Genomic DNA, 20,401 nt, shown 5'->3' with positions numbered 1-20,401 from the left:
CGCTCGCTCAGTTACGCACCGGCTTGCCGGTCTGCAACATGCCCATGATCCGTTCCTGCGTCTTCTGCGTGCCGAGCAGCTCGACGAACGCGCGGCGCTCCAGCGCGAGCAGCCACTGCTCGTCGACGAGGCTGCCGGCCTCGACGTCGCCGCCGCACACGGCTTCGGCGATGCGGCTCGCGATCAGGTAGTCGTGGTCGCTGATGAAGCGGCCGTCACGCATGTTGACGAGCGATGCCTTGATCGTCGCGATCGCCGAGCGGCCTGCCACCGGCACGTCCTTCGCGCGCAGCGGTGCGCGGTAGCCGGTGGCGGCCAGCGCACGCGCTTCCTTCTTCGCGGTGTCGAGCAGTTCGAACACGTTGAAGACGATCGTGTCGGACGGCTTCACGTAGCCCATCGCACGTGCGTCGTGCGCGGACGCCGACACCTTCGCCATCGCCGCGTTCTCGAACGACTTCGTGACGAACTTCAGGATGTCGGTGGTCGCGTTCGCGGCCGTCGCGGCGTCTGCTGCGCGCAGCGCCGCTTCCTTCAGGCCGCCGCCCGCCGGCACGAGGCCGACGCCCACTTCGACGAGACCGATGTAGCTCTCGACGTGCACGACGCGCTTCGCGCTGTGCAGCATCAGCTCGCACCCGCCGCCGAGCGCGATGCCCGACACGGCCGCGACAACCGGCACGTTCGCATACTTCACGCGCAGCATGCCTTCCTGGAACTTCTTCACGAACGGCTCGATGCCCTTCGCGCCGCCCATCATGAACGCGGGCATCGCCTCTTCGAGGTTCGCGCCGGCCGAGAACGGGCCGCCCGGCGTGCCGAGCTTCAGCGACGTCGGCTGCCAGATCACCACGCCCTTGTAGTCCTTCTCCGCGAGTTCGATCGCCTGCACGAGGCCGTCGATCACGCTCGGTCCGATCGTGTTCATCTTCGACTTGAACGACACGATCACGACGTCGTCCTCGCCGGCACGGTCGTCGACCCATGCACGCACCGCATCGGTTTCGAACAGCGTCTTGCCGTACGCCTTCGGATCGGCTCCCGCTTCGCCGAGCAGCGGCGCGCGGAACACCTGCTTGCCGTACACGGCCAGGTCCGAACGCGGCACGAAGCGCTTCGATGCCGGCGCCCACGAGCCTTCGGCCGTGTGCACGCCGCCCTGCTCGGCGACCGGGCCTTCGAGCACCCACAACGGCAGCGGCACGTTCGCGAGCGCCTTGCCGGCCGCGATGTCTTCCTGCACCCACTCGGCGACCTGCTTCCAGCCGGCGGCCTGCCAGCCTTCGAACGGGCCTTCGTTCCAGCCGAAGCCCCAGCGGATCGCGAGGTCGACGTCGCGCGCGTTGTCGGCGATCGATTCGAGATGCACGCCGATGTAATGGAACACGTCGCGGAAGATCGACCACAGGAACTGCGCATGCGGATGATCCGTCTCGCGCAGCAGCTTCAGGCGTTCCCCCGGCGGACGCTTCAGGATGCGGCCAACGGTTTCGTCCGCCTTCGCGCCCGAATCGACGTAGGTACCCGTCTTCGCGTCGAGCACCTTGATCGCCTTGCCTTCCTTCTTGTAGAAACCGCCGCCCGTCTTCTGGCCGAGCGCGCCCTGCTTCACCAGCTCGGCGAGCACGGCCGGCGTCTGGTAAACCGGGAAGAACGGATCGTCGGCGAGGTTGTCCTGCATCGTCTTGATCACGTGCGCCATCGTGTCGAGGCCGACCACGTCCGCGGTGCGGAACGTCGCCGACTTCGCGCGGCCGAGGCGGCTGCCCGTCAGATCGTCGACTTCGTCGAAGCGCAGGCCGAACTTCGCGGCCTCGGTGATCACCGCGAGGATCGAGAAGATGCCGACGCGGTTCGCGATGAAGTTCGGCGTGTCCTTCGCGCGCACGACGCCCTTGCCGACGACGCTCGTCAGGAAGGTTTCGAGCTGGTCGAGGATGTCCGGGCGCGTATGCGCGGTCGGGATCAGCTCGACGAGGTGCATGTAGCGCGGCGGATTGAAGAAGTGCACGCCGCAGAAGCGCGACTTCAGCTCGTCCGAGAACCCTTCGGACAGCTTCGTGATCGACAGGCCCGACGTGTTGGTCGCGAAGATCGCGTTCGGCGCGATGTGCGGCGCGACCTTCTTGTACAGGTCGTGCTTCCAGTCCATCCGCTCGGCGATCGCCTCGATCACGACGTCGCATTCGGCGAGCTTCGCGATGTCGTCTTCGTAGTTCGCCGCTTCGAGGTACTTCGCATCGTCCTTCACGCCGAACGGCGCGGGCGACAGCTTCTTCAGGTTCTCGATCGCCTTCAGCGCGATCGCGTTTTTCGGGCCTTCCTTGGCCGGCAGGTCGAACAGCAGCACCGGCACGCGCGCGTTGACGAGGTGCGCTGCGATTTGCGCGCCCATCACGCCGGCGCCCAGCACGGCGACCTTGCGAATCAGGAAATTGCTCACGGGATGTCTCCGGATAGTGTCGTGCAGCGCGGAATGTGAGGGCTGCACGGCGAAGTGAGTACCAGGAACCGTTGCGTTCGGGCGGCGCGCGGCGCGCACCGCCCGGACTCGCGTCAGAACAGCGATTCGTCGACTTCCATCAGCGTCTTCGAACCGGCGCGCGCGGCGCGGATCGTCGATGCCGTTTCGGGCAGCAGACGCGCGAAGTAGAAGCGGGCCGTCGCGAGCTTCGCCTTGTAGAACGGGTCGCCCGATGCTTCGTTGTCGAGCGCGAGGCGCGCCATGCGCGCCCAGAAGTACGAGAACACCAGATGGCCGACGGTACGCAGGTACGGCACGGCCGCGGCACCGACTTCGTCCGGGTTCTGCATCGCCTTCATGCCGATTTCCATCGTCAGCTTCTGCACCTTGTCGCCGATGTCGGCGAGCGGGTTGATGAACTCGGCCATTTCCGGCTTCACGCCTTCGGCTTCCGCGAATTCGGTGACGAGCTTGCCGAACTTCTTCAGCTTCGCACCCATGTCGCCGAGCACCTTGCGGCCCAGCAGGTCGAGCGACTGGATCGAGTTCGTGCCTTCGTAGATCATGTTGATCCGCGCGTCGCGCACGTACTGCTCCATGCCCCACTCGGAGATGAAGCCGTGACCGCCGTAGATCTGCATCGCATGGTTGGTCGACTCGAACGCGTTGTCGGTCAGGAACGCCTTGATGATCGGCGTGAGCAGCGCGACGAGGTCGGCCGCTTCCTTGCGCACCGCTTCGTCCGCGTGCGACAGTTCCTTGTCGATCTGCAGCGCGGACCAGTACGTGAACGCGCGCGCGCCTTCCGCGTAGGCCTTCTGCGTGAGCAGCATGCGGCGCACGTCCGGGTGCACGATGATCGGGTCGGCCGGCTTGTCCGGCGCCTTCGGGCCCGTCAGCGAGCGCATTTGCAGGCGTTCCTTCGCGTACGTGAGCGAGTTCTGGTACGCGACTTCCGTGAGGCCGAGGCCCTGCATGCCGACGCCGAGGCGCGCGGCGTTCATCATCACGAACATCGCGTTCAAGCCCTTGTTCGGCTCGCCGACCATCCAGCCCTTCGCGCCGTCGAGGTTCATCACGCACGTCGAGTTGCCGTGGATGCCCATCTTGTGTTCGATCGAGCCGCACTTGATGCCGTTGCGCTCGCCCGGCTCGCCCGACGCGTCCGGAATGAACTTCGGCACGATGAACAGCGAGATCCCCTTCGTGCCTTGCGGCGCGTCCGGCAAGCGCGCGAGCACGAGGTGGACGATGTTCTTCGACATGTCGTGCTCGCCGCTCGAGATGAAGATCTTCGTGCCGCTGATCGAGTACGAGCCGTCGCCGTTCGGTTCGGCCTTGGTGCGCAGGATGCCAAGGTCGGTGCCGCAGTGCGGCTCGGTCAGGCACATCGTGCCCGTCCATTCGCCCGACACGAGCTTCGGCAGGTATTGCTGCTGCAGTTCCGGCGCGCCGTGCGCGTGCAGGCATTCATACGCGCCGTGCGACAGGCCCGGATACATCGTCCATGCCTGGTTCGCCGAGTTCAGCATTTCGTAGAGCGCGTTGTTCACGAACGCGGGCAGGCCCTGGCCGCCGTAGTCCGGATCGCAGCCGAGCGCCGGCCAGCCGGCCTCGACGTACTGCTGATACGCTTCCTTGAAGCCGGTCGGGGTCTTCACGACGCCGTCGCCTTCATACGTGCAGCCTTCGCGGTCACCGACCTGGTTCAGCGGGAACAGTACCTCGGAGCAGAACTTGCCCGCTTCCTCGAGGACCTGGTTGATCGTGTCGGCGTCGAGGTCCGCATGCTTGGGCATTTGCTTGACTTCGGCTTCGACGTTCAGAAGCTCGTGCAACACGAATTGCATGTCGCGCAGCGGCGCGGCGTACTGTCCCATGACTCTCTCCAAAGGTGGGCAACGGCTCGAGCTCCTGGCGGGCGGATCACGCGCCGCTAACGGCTCTCGCTCTGATACGAAACAATCGTCTTTTCCAGCGCGGCCCACGTGAGGCGCACGGCGTCCGGCGAATGCAGGAAGCGTGCGTCGTGATGCAGGCCGAGCGTGAAGCTGTACAACTCGAAGAGCATCAGGTCCGGATCCGTATCCGTGCGCAGATGCCCTTCGTCCATCGCCTGCGAAATGGCGCGCAGCAACGCGGCACGCCAGGCGGTCACGCTCGCGATCAACTGCTCGCGCACGGGGCTGTCCGGCCGGTCGTCGTACTCCACTGCGCCGCTGATGTAGATGCACCCGGTCGTCACCTCCTGGATGCGCTTCTCGATCCAGCGCGCCAGCATCGCCCGAAGACGCGGCAGACCGCGCGACTCGCGCAGGCTCGGAAAGAACACCTCGTTTTCGAAACGATGGTGATACTCGCGGACGACCTCGACCTGCAGGTCTTCGCGCGATCCGAAGTGCGCGAACACGCCGCTCTTGCTCATCTGCATGCGCTCGGCCAGCAGGCCGATCGTCAGCCCCTCCAGCCCGTCACGGCTGGCAAGGTCCAAAGCAGCTTCAAGTATCGCGGCACGCGTCTGTTCGCCTTTTCGCATAGCTATTTCTGTAACCGTTCGGGGGTTCGAATAAAATCGAACGGCCGTACTATTATTGAGTGCGGCCGCTCGCGAAACAAGGAAATTATTAGAAACCGGTGTCTAACCGAGCCGCTATTTTGCGCGATTCCGGCGGGACCGGAGCGGCTTTTCCGCACGAACGTGCGGACAGATTTTTTGAAGCGAATACTTAGTCGGCGTCAGTCGTAACCGCCGACCGTCAGCGCCTTCATCACGAGGCGGTACGTGTTGTACGCAAGCCAGTTCAGCAGCCGCTCGATGCGCGGGCGCGCGGCGTAGTGCGCGGCATCGATCTCCCGGCCTTCGGCGAACGCGGTGGCGATCGCGTCACGCAACTGGTTCGTCACTGCATCGTAGCGCACCAGCACGACGTTCGCTTCATTGTTCAGCATCAGGCTCAGCGCGTCCAGATTCGACGAGCCGACCGTCGCCCAGTTGTCGTCGATCACGGCGACCTTGCCGTGCAGGATCGTCTTGTCGTATTCGGCGACGCGCACGCCCGCGCGCAGCAGCGAGTGATACAGGAACGGCACGGCCGTATCGAGCGCCGTGAATTCCTTGCGGCCGATCAGCACCCGCACGTCGACGCCGCGCCGTGCCGCGCCCGTCAGCGCGCGGCGCAGCTTGCGGCCCGGCATGAAATACGGATTCGCGAGCAGGATCCGCTGGCGTGCCTGGCCGATCGCCGCGAGATAGGCCTTCTCGATCGCACGGCGGTTCACGACGTTGTCGCGCGCGACGAACGCGACGCTCGGCTCCGTCACGACCCGCAGCGCGCCGGCCTTGATCCACCGGTGGCTGCGCATCCAGCGCCGGAACATGTCCGGGAACGCTTCGCCGCCGTGCAGCCCGGCCGCGTACTGCGCATACGGCTTGTGGCCGAACTGGATCCGGTGCCACTGCAGTTCGAATGCGGCGCGCACGTCGGACACCGCGGGCCCGGCCATCTCGACCGCGAAATCCCAGCGCGGGAACGGCAGCGTCGCGCTGCCCTGCGTGTAGTCGTCGACGATGTTGATGCCGCCGCAGAACGCGACCGCGTGATCGATCACCGCGAGCTTGCGGTGCGTGCGCGAGAAGCCGAAGCGGCCGAACAGGAAGCGGTTGTAGATGCAGTGCTCGACGCCGGACTCGGCCCACGTGTCGAACAGCGGCAGGCGCGCGGTGCCGATGCCGTCGGTGATCACGCGCACGCGCACGCCGCGCTGCGCCGCGCGGATCAGCGCGGCCGACACCGGGCGACCGGCCTCGTCGTCGCAGAAGATGTAGGTTTCGAGCATCACCTGCTCGCGGGCGGCGTCGATCCGTTCGATCAGCGCGTGGAAGAATTCGCCGCCGGTTTCGCACAGCCGCACCGTATTGCCGGCCGTAAACGCGAGCCGCGACGCGGAGCCGCGCTCCTGCAGGAACATCTGCCGCAATTGCGCGAAGCGCTTGCGGGTCTCCGCATTCATGCGGACGAGCCGTGCGGCGCACGCGTGAGGGCCATGCGCGCGGGCAATTGCAGGATCGCCTCGGCGTTCGACGGCGAGAAGCAGCGCGCGGCCGCCTCGCGGAACGGCAGCCACGCATGATCGACATGCTCGCGCGGCGACAGCGTCACGTCGGCGCGATGCGGCACGCACAGGCCGAACCAGTGCTCGACGTTGCGCGTGACGCCCGGCGCATAGCGATGCAGGTATTGCGGATAGATCGTGTATTCGATCCGGTGATGCCAGTCGACGAGCGCGGTGGCCGGCACGTCCGGCGTGCCGATCGCGATGCCGGTCTCCTCGGCCACTTCGCGCGCGGCGGTGAGCGCGAGCGGCTCGTCGAGCGCGTCCTTCGAGCCGGTGACCGATTGCCAGAAATCGGGCTGGTCGGCACGCTTGATCACGAGCACATCGAGGTCGGGCGTGTAGATCACGACGAGAACGGATTCGGGGATTTTCGGCGGCTTCGTCATCTTTGTTTCATGCGGCACAGGGCCGTGCGCCGGGCCTGCGCCCGAACGTGCGGCAAGTGCTGCGACTGTACCGCAAAAAACGAAAAAGGCGCATCACTGCGCCTTTTTCGTGGGTGTCGTGTGGGCGTGACCGCACACACGACCGGGTGCGCAAACGCGTTACGCCTTCGGCTGTTCCGGCTGACGCAGACGGATGTGCAGCTCGCGCAGCTGACGCTCGTCGACCGGGCTCGGCGCCTGCGTGAGCAGATCCTGCGCACGCTGGGTCTTCGGGAATGCGATCACGTCGCGGATCGAATCGGCGCCGGCCATCATCGTGACGATGCGGTCGAGACCGAATGCGATACCGCCGTGCGGCGGCGCGCCGTACTGCAGCGCGTCCAGCAGGAAGCCGAACTTCAGTTGCGCTTCTTCCGCACCGATCTTCAGCGCGCGGAACACCTTGCTCTGCACTTCCTCGCGGTGGATACGCACCGAGCCGCCGCCGATTTCCCAGCCGTTCAGCACCATGTCGTACGCCTTCGCGAGGCAGCGGCCCGGATCGGTCTCGAGGTACTCGAGGTGCTCGTCCTTCGGGCTCGTGAACGGGTGGTGCGCGGCGACGTAGCGCGCATCTTCGTCGTCGTATTCGAACATCGGGAAGTCGACGACCCACAGCGGCTTCCAGCCAGCCTGGACGAGGCCGTTCGCCTTGCCGAATTCCGAATGGCCGATCTTCAGGCGCAGCGCGCCGAGGCTGTCGTTGACGACCTTCGCGCGATCGGCCGCGAAGAAGATGATGTCGCCGTCTTCAGCGCCGGTGCGCTCGAGGATCGCCGCGATCGACGCGTCGTGCAGGTTCTTGACGATCGGGCTTTGCAGGCCGTCGCGGCCCTTCGCCTTCTCGTTGACCTTGATCCATGCGAGGCCCTTCGCGCCGTAGATGCGCACGAATTCCGTGTAGCCGTCGATGTCGCCGCGCGACAGTTCGCTGCCCTTCGGCACGCGCAGCGCCGCGACCCGGCCGTCCTTCGCGTTGGCCGGCGTGCTGAACACCTTGAAGTCGACGTCCTTCATCGCGTCGGTCAGCTCGGTGAATTCGAGCTGCACGCGCAGGTCCGGCTTGTCCGAACCGAAACGCGCCATCGCTTCCGAGTACGGCATCACCGGGAACGTTGCGTCGAGTTCGACGTCGATCGTCGTCTTGAAGATATGACGGATCATGTCTTCGAACAGGTCGCGGATTTCCTGCTCGCCGAGGAACGACGTTTCGCAGTCGATCTGCGTGAATTCCGGCTGACGATCGGCGCGGAGATCCTCGTCGCGGAAGCACTTGGTGATCTGGTAGTAACGGTCGAAGTTCGCGACCATCAGCAGCTGCTTGAACAGCTGCGGCGACTGCGGCAGCGCGAAGAACTGGCCCGCGTTCGTGCGCGACGGCACGAGGTAGTCGCGCGCGCCCTCCGGCGTGCTCTTCGTCAGCATCGGCGTTTCGATGTCGATGAAGCCCTGCTCGTCGAGGTACTTGCGCGCCTCGATTGCCACGCGGTAGCGCAGGCGCAGGTTGTGCTGCATCTGCGGACGGCGCAGGTCGAGCACGCGATGCGTGAGACGCGTCGTTTCCGACAGGTTGTCGTCGTCGAGCTGGAACGGCGGCGTGACCGACGCGTTCAGCACGTTCAGCTCGTGGCACAGCACTTCGATCTTGCCGCTCTTCAGGCCGGCGTTGACCGTGCCTTCCGGACGGTTGCGCACGAGGCCCTTGATCTGCACGCAGAATTCGTTGCGCACGCCTTCGGCGGTCGCGAACATCTCGGCGCGATCCGGGTCGCACACCACCTGCACGAGGCCTTCACGATCGCGCAGGTCGATGAAGATCACACCGCCGTGATCGCGGCGGCGCTGCACCCAGCCGCACAGCGACACGGTTTGGCCCAGCAGGTGTTCGGTCACGAGACCGCAGTATTCAGTACGCATCGACATGATGTTTGCTTTCGTTCGGTTTGATCAACGGGCGCCGCAACGCGCGGCCCGGGCGATGATTCTTTACTTACAGCGGCGGCTCGACGGGACGGCGGGCGGGCGCCGGAGCCGGCGCCGAAGGCGCCACGACGCCCATCGAGACGATGTACTTGAGCGCGGCATCGACCGACATGTCGAGTTCGATGACTTCGCTCTTCGGCAGCATCAGGAAGAAGCCCGACGTCGGGTTCGGCGTCGTGGGCACGTACACGCTCACGTACTCTTCCGTCAGATGGTTGACCACGTCGCCGCCGGGCGTGCCGGTCAGAAACGCGATCGTATACGAGCCGCGGCGCGGGTATTCGATCAGCAGCGCCTTGCGGAACGCGTTGCCGCTGCTCGACAGCAGCGTGTCCGATACCTGCTTGACGCTCGTGTAGATCGGCCCGACGACCGGGATGTGACGCACGACTGCGTTCCACCACGTGACGAGCTTCTGGCCGATGAAGTTCTGCGTGGCCAGCCCGACGACGAAGATGAACGCGAGCGTCAGCACCGCGCCGATCCCCGGCAGATGGAAGCCGAGCATCCGCTCGGGCTGCCACGATTCGGGCAGCAGGAGCAGTGTCTGGTCCATCGTGCCGATGATGAGGCCGAGCACCCACAGCGTGATCGCGAGCGGGACGAGAACCAGCAAGCCGGTCAGGAACACCGTTTTCAGGGTCGTCTTTTTCATCATCTGCCGTCAATGAACCGCGCCGGAAGCGCGGGTTGGTCGCGACCCGGTCGGGCCGCGACGGTCAACTGCCGGCGGCGGGCGTTGCGGCCGGAGCCGGCGCGGCGCTCGTCGTCGTGGTGCTGCCCGAACTGCTCGCCGCAGCCGGCGCGGCCGCGGCGGGGGCGGCTTCCGCCGCCGGTGCGGCCGGCGCCGCGTCGCCCGACGCCGCCGCCGGTGCGCTGGCGCCGCCCGAGCCGCCGCGGAAATCGGTGACATACCACCCCGAGCCCTTCAGCTGGAAACCGGCGGCGGTCACCTGTTTGCGAAAAGCATCCTTCCCGCATTCAGGGCATTGCGACAGCGGCGCGTCGCTCATCTTCTGGAGCACGTCCTTCGCGAAACCGCACGCTTCGCATCGATAGGCGTAGATCGGCATGATTATTTTTCCCGCAGAAACTGGAAACGGCTTGCAAAACCTTGAATTATAGCTGAAACCCCGGCGCGCTCCGGCAATGGCCGCGACGCCCGCGCATCAGCGGCGACGCCACGTGAGCCAGCGCTCGTGCCCGTCGAATACGGCCAGCGAATCGGTCACGGGCAAATCCTCGAGCAGCTCGAAGTGCGGCGCGAGCAGCGCGTCGAGTTCCGCACGCTCGATCCCGAACGGCGGCCCCTTCGGTTTCGTCGCCAGGAAGAAATAGCCGGCCAGCAATCCGTCCGCGGGCAGCAGCTCGGCCATCCGCGCCGCATAGCCGGCGCGCAGGCTCGGCGGCAGCGCGCACAGGAACGCACGCTCGTACACCCACTGCACGTCGAACGGAGGCCGGTACTGGAAAAAATCGGCCTGCTCAACGACGTCCGCATGCGCGCCGAGCTGCGCCTTCGCAGCAGCGACCGCCTGCGCGGCGAAATCGATCGCACGCACCGGCCACCCGGCCTGCGCGAGCCATCCGGCCTCCTGCGCACTGCCGCAGCCGGGGATCAGCACCGCGCACGGCTCGAGCCGATGTGCGAACACGCGAAAGCCGTCCGGCACGCCGCCGAACTCCCACGGCGTCACGCCGCGCTCGAAGCGCTCGTCCCAGAACGACGCGCTGCCCGGGTCGCGCGTCGAGAAATCGGCGGCCGACGGTGCGGCCGGTTGCTTCGGATCGGACATCGCCCTGCTCCTTTCGGTCAAGCGCCGTACGCGAGCGCGAGCAGCACGCGCGCGACGAGCGCCCCGACGCCGACGGCCAGGCCGAAGATCAGCAACGCCTGCAGCAGCCGGTTCGTCCGTTTCTGCTCGACGAGGACCTGACGCATCAGATCCTCGCTCGCGGCGCGCGGCGCATCGTGGCGCGCGGCCATCGCATGGTGGATCAGGCGCGGCAGTTGCGGCAGCGTCTTGCTCCACTGCGGCGCCTCGACCTTGAACCGCTCGTACCAGCCGCGCAGGCCGATCTGCTCGGTCATCCAGCGCTCGAGATACGGCTTCGCGGTCTTCCACAGGTCGAGTTCGGGGTCGAGCGAGCGGCCGAGCCCTTCGACGTTCAGCATCGTCTTCTGCAGCAGCACGAGCTGCGGCTGGATCTCGACGTTGAAGCGGCGCGACGTCGAGAACAGGCGCATCAGCACCTGGCCGAGCGAGATGTCCTTCAGCGCACGGTCGAAATACGGCTCGCACACCGCGCGGATCGCGCTTTCGAGCTCCTCGACGCGCGTCTCGGGCGGCACCCAGCCCGATTCGAGGTGGAGCGTCGCGACGCGGTGGTAGTCGCGCTTGAAGAACGCGAGGAAGTTCTGCGCGAGGTAATTCTTGTCGAAATCGGACAGCGCGCCGACGATCCCGAAATCGAGCGCGATATAGCGGCCGAACGTGTTCGGATCGAGGCTCACCTGGATGTTGCCGGGGTGCATGTCCGCATGGAAGAAGCCGTCGCGGAACACCTGCGTGAAGAAGATCTCGACGCCTTCGCGCGCGAGCTTCTTGATGTCGACGCCGGCCGAGCGCAGCGTCTCGACCTGGCTGATCGGCACGCCGGTCATGCGCTCCATCACGAGCACCTGCGACGTCGAGAAATCCCAGAACATCTCGGGCACGAGCAGCAGGTCGAGGCCCGCGAAGTTGCGGCGCAGCTGGCTGCCGTTCGCGGCCTCGCGCATCAGGTCGAGCTCGTCGTGCAGGTACTTGTCGAATTCGGCGACGACCTCGCGCGGCTTCAGCCGCCGGCCGTCGGCCCACATCCGCTCGGTCCAGATCGCGATGTCGCGCATCAGCGCGAGATCCGAATCGATCACCGACAGCATGTTCGGGCGCAGCACCTTGACCGCGACGGCCTTGCCCGCGTGCACGCCCTGCTTCAGCTTCGCGAAATGCACCTGCGCGATCGACGCGCTCGCGATCGGCTCGCGCTCGAATTCGTCGAACAACTCGTCGACCGGCGCACCGAGCGACTTCTCGATGATCGCGATCGCGACGGCCGAATCGAACGGCGGCACCTGATCCTGCAGCTTCGCGAGTTCGTTCGCGAAATCGACCGACAGCAGGTCGCGGCGCGTCGACAGCACCTGGCCGAACTTCACGAAGATCGGCCCGAGGCTTTCGAGCGCGTGACGCAGCCGCACGGCGGGCGGATCGGAGTAGCGGCGGCCGATCGTCGTGATCCGCAACAGCAGCTTCACGCGCCGGTCGTCGATCCGGGACAGCATCACTTCGTCGAGACCAAAGCGGATGACGGTGTAGACAATCTTGATGAAACGGAAAATGCGCATGCCCTGCGGCCCTCAGTGCGCGCCGCGCGGGCCGGAACCCGTGCGCGCGCCGATTTTTTGTTCGAGTCGCTCGACCCGCTTTTCGACCCGCGCGAGCGCATCGCGTGCGCGCGCCAGTTCGGCGTCGAAGCCGCCGAGCGACGCGCGCCGGACGACTTGCGGGTTCTCGTCGAGCCAGTATTCGGCGACGGAATCGAGCACGTTGCGGCCGGTGCGGCGCGCGCGCGCGCCAGCGTCGCGCACGACCGTCGCGATCCGGTACGCCGCCGCGTCGCCGACCAGCTTCGCGAGATCTTCTTCCGGTTCCCAGCGCAGGTGCTCGGCCAGCTTCGCGATCTGCGTCGCGAATTCCGCGTCGCCTTCGATCTTCACGTGCTTCATCACGGCCGCCTGGCCGCCCTGCAGGAACGCGGCGACCGTGTCGCCGGCAAGCGCGATCGACACGTCGACCTGTTGCGCATCGTGCGCGTCGACGGCCGACAGATAGCCGTCGGGCTGCACCAGCAGCGTGAGCGTGACGGGGGACACGTCGATGCGGGCAGTCTTGCCCGCATAGGGAATCAGGCGGTCGCGCGCCCACGATTCGCGCGCGAGCAGGTGATTGACGGCAGCAGCAAAAGGCTTGGCGGCAAAGGTCATCGGGCTGGGAAAGAAAAAACCCGCGCGGGCCGGGCGCCCACGCGGGTTTCTATTGTAACGTCGGATCGGCGGCAGACCGTGCCTGACCGTACACCTGGGCGGCAAGCGGTCGCAGTGCGGCGGCCGCTGCCCGGGTGCCCGGCGGCACGGGCCGCCGGCCACGCTCAGTGCGTGTTGATCTGCTGGATACCCGCGAGCAGCCAGCCCTGACTGCCCGACTTCGACAGGTTCCACACCTCGTCGAACGGCGCGGCCGACGTATTCGCCGATTCGCGGATCAGCCCGTGGAAGCGCACGCTCGCCGACTGCTCGATGCCGCGATCCTCGATCGCGACCAGTTCCGCGTCGAGCTGCACGACATCGGTCTGGTTCGCGTCGTTGCCGCGCGAGTCGAGGTCGATCTTGATCTCGGCGAACATTTCGGGCGTCGTGAACTCGCGGATGTCGGCCAGGTTGCCCTGGTCCCACGCCGCCTGCAGGCGCACGAAATAGACTTTCGCGCTGCGCAGGAACGCTTCGGTGTCGAAGCCGGCCGGCACCTGCAGCGGCGCCGCTGCCGCCGCAGCCGCGCCGGCGGCCGCTGCACCGCCGCCGAACACGCCCTGCGCTTCGTTCGCATAGCTGCTGCCGCTACCCGCGTAGTTGCTGCCGGTGTTGCCCTGCTGGAACGACGGGCTTTGCGAGTAGCCGCCCGACGACGACGCAGCACCGCCGACCGAATACGCCGGCTCTTGCGAGCGACGGCGATTCATGAACTTGCGGATCAGCCAGATGCCGACCATCGCGAGCAACGCGATCACGATGACGTTCGCCATCATGCTCGCGAATGCGCCGCCGAGGCCGAAGTGCGACAGCAGCGCCGCGATGCCGAGACCGGCCGCGAGACCGGCGATCGGCCCGAGCCAGCGCGAGCGGTTGGGCTGCGCGGCCGGCGTGGGCGCAGCCGGGTTCGCACGCTGCGCCTGCGACGGCGCGGCCTGCTGCATCGGCTGCTGCGCAGGCGGCGTGGCCTGGCGCTGCGTGACGGTGGAATTCTGGCGGCCGATGCTGCGCCCGCCGCCCATGCGCCGGGCTTCGGCGTCGAGCGATGCGAACGTGCCGGCCGTGAGCAGGCCGACCATCAGCAGCGTGCCGACCCGTCGAGCCCACGGCTTCGACGGTTTGCTACGGTTGAACAACGAACGCGATTCAGACATCAGCTTCTCCGAATGTAAGACGAATGTAGGGAAAGAACCCCTTAGTACTTGGTCCCTAGGTGTAAAGCTACCACGCCACCTGACAAATTGTAATATTTGACGGCATCGAGGCCCGCTTGTTCCATCATCGTCTTCAGCGTGTCCTGATCGGGGTGCATCCGGATAGATTCAGCAAGATACCGATAACTTTCAGCATCTTTCGCGAACTTGTCGCCAAGCCACGGTAATACTTTGAAAGAATACAGATCGTACGCTTTTTTCAGCGGATCCCAGACTTTCGAGAATTCCAGCACCATCACGCGGCCGCCGGGCTTCGTCACGCGGCGCATCTCGGCGAGCGCGGCATCCTTGTGCGTCATGTTGCGCAGCCCGAACGCGACCGTGACCACGTCGAAGTAGTTGTCCGGAAACGGAATTTTCTCGGCGTCGCACAACAGCGACGGCGTCACGACACCCTTGTCGAGCAGCCGGTCGCGGCCGACGCGCAGCATCGATTCGTTGATGTCGGTATGCCAGACCTCGCCCGTCGGCCCGGCCGCCTTCGCGAACGACCTGGTCAGGTCGCCGGTGCCGGCCGCGATGTCGAGCACCTTGAAGCCGGGGCGCACGTTCGCCTGCGCGATCGTGAACGCCTTCCACGCGCGGTGCATGCCCGCCGACATCAGGTCGTTCATCAGATCGTAGTTGCTCGCGACCGAATGAAACACGCCCGCCACTTTCTTCGCTTTTTCGTTTTCCTCGACGCTTTCGAAGCCGAAGTGGGTTTTGCTCATCGCGTTGATCCTCAGTAAATGGCAAGACGGCGCCGAGCGGGCGCCGTCGATTTCAGTGGCAGTGGCCGTGCGGCGCGCTGGCCGCCTGCATCGGCGCGTCGCGCTCGACGCCCGCCGCCTTCAGTTTGTCGAAATAGTCGCGCCACAGCGCGTCCTGCTGCGTCGCCAGTTCGTACAGCAGGTCCCACGAATAGATGCCGGTCGAATGGCCGTCGGAGAACGTCGGCTGCAGCGCGTAGTTGCCCACGCCCTCGAGCGCGGTGATCGTCACCTCGCGCTTGCCGGTCTGCAACGTCTCTTGGCCGGGCCCGTGGCCGCGCACCTCGGCCGACGGCGAATAGACGCGCATCAGCTCGAACGGAACCCGGAAGTTCTCGCCGTTCGGGTACTGCAATTCGAGCACGCGCGATACCGCGTGCACGACGACGCCGGACGGAATCGGCGTCGTGGAAGTCAAACCGCTCATGGCTGCCTCGAATCGGTCATGCGTTGAATTTCCTCGCGCACCGCATTGTGCAGCAGCGAGGCCTGCGCCGCACGCGAGCGCAGCAGCGCCTCGGACACGCTGCGCTGGCGCGGCGCCCACACGGGCTGCGGGAAATGGGCATCGTTGGAAAAGCGCGGAATCACGTGCCAGTGCACGTGCGGCACCATGTTGCCGAGGCTCGCGAGATTCACCTTGTTCGGCTGCATCACGCGGCGCACGGCCCGCTCGACCGCGTAGACCACGCGCATCAGGTGTACCCGCTCGGGCTCGCCGAGATCGGAGAACTCGGCCACGTGCGTGCCCCAGATCACCCGGCAGAAGCCCGGGTAGTCGTGCTCGCCCGTCGCGAGCACGACGCGCAGCGCGTCGTCCTGCCAGAGCACCTCGCCGCCGTCTTCACGGCAAAACACGCATTCCATCGTCGCTCCCATGTGGACCGGCCGGCATGGCCGCGCCGGCGCCCGCTCATTCCCGGCCCGGTCGGGCGGTCGTCATGCCCGCATTAGACCAGCACGCGCTCGATCCCGCCATGGTTCGCCCGTGCGACATAATCGGCCATCCAGTTCTCGCCGAGCACCTGACGCGCGATTTCGACCACGATGTAGTCGGCTTCGAGGTTCGCGTCCTCGTTGTAGCGCGACAGGCCCTGCAGGCACGACGGGCAGCTCGTCAGGATCTTCACGTCCGGGCCGTTCGCGGCCGCGGCGGCCGGCGCCGCCGCATCGCCGGCCACGACGGGGATCGCACGCAGCTTCGCGGCGCCCTTGCGGATCTCCTCTTCCTTGCGGAAACGAACCTGCGTGGAGATGTCCGGCCGCGTGACCGCCAGCGTGCCCGACTCACCACAGCAACGATCGTTCTTCTCGATCTGGTAGCCGTCCTTCTCCGCGCCCATCAGCTCGTTGACGAGCTTCACCGGGTCCATCGTCTTGATCGGCGTATGGCACGGGTCGTGATACATGTAGCGCGTGCCCGTCACGCCGTCGAGCTTCATCCCCTTCTCGAGCAGGAACTCGTGGATGTCGATGATCCGGCAGCCCGGGAAGATCTTGTCGAATTCGTAGCCCGCGAGCTGGTCGTAGCAGGTGCCGCACGACACGACCACCGTCTTGATGTCCAGGTAGTTCAGCGTGTTCGCGACCCGGTGGAACAGCACACGGTTGTCCGTGACGATCTTCTCCGCCTTGTCGTACTGGCCCGAACCGCGCTGCGGATAGCCGCAGCACAGGTAGCCCGGCGGCAGCACCGTCTGCACGCCGGCTTCCCACAGCATCGCCTGCGTCGCGAGCCCGACCTGCGAGAACAGGCGCTCGGAGCCGCAGCCCGGGAAGTAGAACACCGCTTCCGAATCGACGGTCGTCGACTTCGGGTCGCGGATGATCGGCACGATCTTGTTGTCCTCGATGTCGAGCAGCGCGCGCGCCGTCTTCTTCGGCAGGTTGCCCGGCATCTTCTTGTTGACGAAGTGGATCACCTGCTCGACCGCGGGCGGCTTGCCGGTCGTCGCCGGCGGGTGCTGCGTCTGCTTCGTCACGACCTTCTTCAGCATGTCGTTCGCGAAGCGCTGCACCTTGTAGCCGACGCCCATCATCACGCCGCGCGCGAGGTTGATCGTCTGCGGATTGGTCGCGTTCAGGAAGAACATGCCCGCCGCATTGCCGGCGTTGAATTTCTTCTTGCCCATCTTGCGCAACAGGTTGCGCATGTTCATCGTAACGTCGCCGAAGTCGATCTTCACCGGGCACGGCGTCGCGCACTTGTGGCACACGGTGCAGTGGTCGGCCACGTCGTTGAACTCGTCCCAGTGCTTGATCGACACGCCGCGGCGCGTCTGCTCTTCATACAGGAACGCCTCGACCAGCAGCGATGTCGCGAGGATCTTGTTGCGCGGGCTGTACAGCAGGTTCGCGCGCGGCACGTGAGTCGCGCACACCGGCTTGCACTTGCCGCAGCGCAGGCAGTCCTTCACCGAATCGGCGATCGCGCCGATGTCGGACTGCTGCATGATCAGCGACTCGTAGCCCATCAGCCCGAAGCTGGGCGTGTACGCGTTGCGCAGATCGGCGCCGTCGAGCAGCTTGCCCTTGTTGAAGCGGCCGTTCGGGTCGACGCGCTGCTTGTACGCGCGGAATTCGGCGATCTCGTCGTCGGTCAGGAACTCGAGCTTCGTGATGCCGATCCCGTGCTCGCCGGAGATCACGCCGTCGAGCGAGCGCGCGAGCGTCATGATACGCGCGACCGACGCATGCGCGTCCTGCAGCATCTCGTAGTTGTCGGAGTTGACCGGGATGTTGGTGTGGACGTTGCCGTCGCCCGCGTGCATGTGCAGCGCGACGAACACGCGGCCGCGCAGCACGCGCTTGTGGATCGCCTGCGCTTCGTCGAGGATCTGCTTGAACGCGCCGCCGTTGAAGATCGCGCGCAGCTCCGCGCGGATCTCCTGCTTCCACGAGATGCGGACCGTGCGGTCCTGCGTGATGTGGAACACGGTCGCGCCCGGCTGCTCGTCCGCGCGATCCGCGAACTTCTCGGCGAGCGCCTCGTAGCCGAGCTGCACCAGGTAGTGCTGCGCCTCGCGCAGCGGCTGGTCGAGCCGGTCGCGCACGAACTCCCAGCGCGCACGCACGCGCTTGAGCAGCTCCAGCGCCTGCTGGACGCGATCCTCGAGCAGTTCGGCGCTCGGGATCTCGTTCGCGTCGTCGGTCTTGCCGAGCGGCAGGTTGCCGCCGCGGAAGAATGCCTCGAGCGCGTCGACCAGCTGCAGCTTGTTCTTCAGCGACAACTCGATGTTGATCCGCTCGATGCCGTCGGTGTACTCGCCCATCCGGTTCAGCGGGATGACGACGTCCTCGTTGATCTTGAACGCGTTCGTGTGCTTCGCGATCGCGGCCGTGCGGCTGCGGTCGAGCCAGAAGCGCTTGCGCGCCTCCGCGCTGACCGCGACGAAGCCTTCGCCGCTCTTGCCGTTCGCCATCCGGATCACTTCGGACGTCGCCTGTGCGACCGCGTCGGCATCGTCGCCGACGATGTCGCCGATCAGCACCATCTTCGGGAAGGAATTACGCTTGCTCTTGGTCGCATAGCCGACCGCGCGCAGGTAGCGCTCGTCGAGGTGCTCGAGGCCCGCGAGGATCGCACCGCCCTGCTTCGACGTCTCGAACAGGTAGTCCTTGATCTCGACGATGCTCGGGATCGCCTCGCGCGCCTGGCCGAAGAATTCGAGGCAGACGGTGCGCGTGTGCGCGGGCATCTTGTGCAGCACCCAGCGCGCGGACGTGATGAGCCCGTCGCAACCTTCCTTCTGCACGCCCGGCAGGCCGGCGAGGAACTTGTCGGTCACGTCCTTGCCGAGGCCTTCCTTGCGGAACCGGCGGCCTTCGATCTCGAGCATCTCGGTACGCAGCAGCTTCTCGCCCGGCGCATACGCGCCGTCGAACCACTTCAGCTCGAAACGCGCGACCGCGATGTCGTGGATCTTGCCCTGGTTGTGCTCGTGGCGCGTGACTTCGAGCCAGTTGCCGTCCGGGTCGACCATTCGCCACCAGGCCAGGTTGTCGAGCGCGGTGCCCCACAACACGGCCTTCTTGCCGCCCGCGTTCATCGCGACGTTGCCGCCGATGCACGATGCGTCGAGCGAGGTCGGATCGACCGCAAACACGTAGCCGGCCGCTTCCGCCGCTTCCGTCACGCGGCGCGTGACGACGCCCGCGCCGGAAAAGATCGTCGGCACCTTGTGCGCGACGCCCGGCAGTTCGGTGAGTTCGACCGCGCCGAGCTGTTCGAGCTTCTCGGTGTTGATCACCGCGGAGAACGGCGTGAGCGGCACCGCGCCGCCCGTGTAGCCGGTACCGCCGCCGCGCGGGATCACGGTCAGGCCGAGCTCGAAGCAGGCCTTGATCAGCGCCGCAATCTCGGCTTCGGTATCGGGGGTCAGCACGACGAACGGGTATTCGACGCGCCAGTCGGTCGCGTCGGTCACGTGCGACACGCGCGACAGCCCGTCGAAGCGGATGTTGTCCTTCTGCGTGCAGCGGCCGAGCGCCTTGGTCGCGCGGCGGCGCAGGTCGGCCATCTTGTCGAATTCGTCGGCGAACTCGTTGACCGCGCGCTGCGCGGCCGTCTCGAGCATCTCAACGCGCGACGCGCGCTCGCGGCCCGCGTCGTCGCGGTGCGCGGTGAGATCCGCGCTGCGGCGCTTGCCGATCTCGGTCAGGCGATGGTTCAGCGCCTCGATCAGCAGCGCGCGGCGCTTCGGGTTGTCGAGCAGGTCGTCCTGCAGGTACGGATTGCGGCGCACGACCCAGATGTCGCCGAGGACTTCATACAGCATCCGTGCCGAGCGGCCCGTGCGGCGCTCGGCGCGCAGTTCGTCGAGCACCGACCACGCCTCTTCGCCGAGCAGGCGGATCACGATCTCGCGATCCGAGAAGGACGTGTAGTTGTAGGGAATCTCGCGCAACCGGGGCGCGGGGTCGGCGGCAACGGCGGCGGCCGCGCCATTCGGATCGAAAACTTGTGGTGCGTTCATGTTCGGACGACTCGGAGGGCCGATATCCCGTGCACGGGCGTCGGCAAGCGCGTGGGCGCAATCTTGGGGAAATCTGTTCTGTTACCAGGCGCGCGGCTGTCCTTCATGGGGCCGGAGCGGGCGACTCGCCCCTCCTGGCCGGCGACAGGGCCTGGCGGCACTCGGAATCATCAGCACGATCGCGCGCGGCGCGCATGCCGTTCGGCCGCGGGGCTGGCTGCGCGCGGCGTCGGCTTCAACGGTGCGATCCGAGGGTGCCTCTGCATCTTCCGAATCCTTGATTCAAAACGGAATTCTAACCCATGATCGGGCCGCCCGTGACACGCCGGACAGGTCGTGGGGCTATCGCCGCGAGCCGCGCCGGGCGGGGTTCCGCGCGGTTTCGCGCGATCATTCGCC

General features: G+C 66.3%; 16 protein-coding genes. All 16 read right to left on the bottom strand.

Annotated elements, in window-relative coordinates; genetic code table 11:
• Positions 1-7: 7 nt before the first annotated feature.
• Positions 8-2,443, bottom strand: coding sequence for a 3-hydroxyacyl-CoA dehydrogenase/enoyl-CoA hydratase family protein (locus tag HWX03_RS16440; protein WP_175871883.1), 2,436 nt, complete (start codon positions 2,441-2,443; stop codon positions 8-10).
• Positions 2,444-2,556: 113 nt separating this feature from the next.
• Positions 2,557-4,344, bottom strand: coding sequence for an acyl-CoA dehydrogenase C-terminal domain-containing protein (locus HWX03_RS16435; RefSeq protein ID WP_175822470.1), 1,788 nt, complete (start codon positions 4,342-4,344; stop codon positions 2,557-2,559).
• Positions 4,345-4,400: 56 nt separating this feature from the next.
• The gene (locus HWX03_RS16430) at positions 4,401-5,000 is read right to left on the bottom strand and encodes a TetR/AcrR family transcriptional regulator (RefSeq protein ID WP_174388606.1); all 600 of its coding nucleotides are present in this window, start codon (positions 4,998-5,000) and stop codon (positions 4,401-4,403) included.
• Between the two features lie 200 nt (positions 5,001-5,200).
• Positions 5,201-6,475 (bottom strand): cardiolipin synthase ClsB, encoded by a 1,275-nt coding sequence (gene clsB, locus HWX03_RS16425; RefSeq protein ID WP_175871882.1) that lies wholly within the window; start codon positions 6,473-6,475, stop codon positions 5,201-5,203.
• On the bottom strand, positions 6,472-6,966 hold the full coding sequence (gene nudB / locus HWX03_RS16420) for a dihydroneopterin triphosphate diphosphatase (protein ID WP_175871881.1): 495 nt from the start codon (positions 6,964-6,966) through the stop codon (positions 6,472-6,474). The genes clsB and nudB overlap by 4 nt, the downstream gene beginning before the upstream one ends.
• A gap of 159 nt (positions 6,967-7,125) precedes the next feature.
• Positions 7,126-8,928, bottom strand: a complete 1,803-nt coding sequence (gene aspS / locus HWX03_RS16415; protein WP_175822472.1) for an aspartate--tRNA ligase — start codon at positions 8,926-8,928, stop codon at positions 7,126-7,128.
• Positions 8,929-8,995: 67 nt separating this feature from the next.
• Complete coding sequence (locus HWX03_RS16410; RefSeq protein WP_006477842.1) at positions 8,996-9,646, bottom strand: DUF502 domain-containing protein; 651 nt, start codon at positions 9,644-9,646, stop codon at positions 8,996-8,998.
• Positions 9,647-9,707: 61 nt separating this feature from the next.
• Positions 9,708-10,061: an FmdB family zinc ribbon protein gene (locus HWX03_RS16405; protein WP_175822473.1), complete on the bottom strand. Its 354-nt coding sequence runs from the start codon at positions 10,059-10,061 to the stop codon at positions 9,708-9,710.
• Between the two features lie 96 nt (positions 10,062-10,157).
• Positions 10,158-10,784 carry an SAM-dependent methyltransferase gene (locus HWX03_RS16400; RefSeq protein ID WP_174433447.1) on the bottom strand — a complete coding sequence of 209 codons (627 nt, stop codon included), beginning with the start codon at positions 10,782-10,784 and terminating at the stop codon, positions 10,158-10,160.
• Positions 10,785-10,801: 17 nt separating this feature from the next.
• Positions 10,802-12,379, bottom strand: a complete 1,578-nt coding sequence (gene ubiB, locus HWX03_RS16395; protein WP_034179005.1) for a ubiquinone biosynthesis regulatory protein kinase UbiB — start codon at positions 12,377-12,379, stop codon at positions 10,802-10,804.
• 12 nt (positions 12,380-12,391) lie between these two features.
• Positions 12,392-13,018, bottom strand: coding sequence for an SCP2 sterol-binding domain-containing protein (locus HWX03_RS16390; RefSeq protein ID WP_174388613.1), 627 nt, complete (start codon positions 13,016-13,018; stop codon positions 12,392-12,394).
• A gap of 164 nt (positions 13,019-13,182) precedes the next feature.
• A complete protein-coding gene (locus HWX03_RS16385; RefSeq protein ID WP_174388614.1) occupies positions 13,183-14,214 on the bottom strand; it encodes a TIM44-like domain-containing protein in 1,032 nt (343 codons plus the stop codon).
• Positions 14,215-14,255: 41 nt separating this feature from the next.
• Positions 14,256-14,987, bottom strand: a complete 732-nt coding sequence (ubiE, locus tag HWX03_RS16380; RefSeq protein WP_027785403.1) for a bifunctional demethylmenaquinone methyltransferase/2-methoxy-6-polyprenyl-1,4-benzoquinol methylase UbiE — start codon at positions 14,985-14,987, stop codon at positions 14,256-14,258.
• Positions 14,988-15,039: 52 nt separating this feature from the next.
• Positions 15,040-15,453, bottom strand: a complete 414-nt coding sequence (locus HWX03_RS16375) for a DUF971 domain-containing protein (RefSeq protein ID WP_174388615.1) — start codon at positions 15,451-15,453, stop codon at positions 15,040-15,042.
• The gene (locus tag HWX03_RS16370; protein ID WP_175871880.1) at positions 15,450-15,893 is read right to left on the bottom strand and encodes an HIT family protein; all 444 of its coding nucleotides are present in this window, start codon (positions 15,891-15,893) and stop codon (positions 15,450-15,452) included. Before HWX03_RS16370 ends, HWX03_RS16375 begins: the two co-directional genes overlap by 4 nt.
• An 83-nt stretch (positions 15,894-15,976) precedes the next feature.
• Entirely contained in the window at positions 15,977-20,002 is a 4,026-nt protein-coding gene (locus HWX03_RS16365; protein ID WP_175871879.1) for a DUF3683 domain-containing protein, read from the bottom strand.
• Between the last annotated feature and the right edge of the window lie 399 nt (positions 20,003-20,401).

This window comes from Burkholderia sp. BCC0397 (genome assembly GCF_902832865.1).
Taxonomy (GTDB): domain Bacteria; phylum Pseudomonadota; class Gammaproteobacteria; order Burkholderiales; family Burkholderiaceae; genus Burkholderia.
The sequence above is the reverse complement of the archived record's forward strand: the minus strand, read 5'-3'. Positions and strand labels throughout refer to the sequence as shown.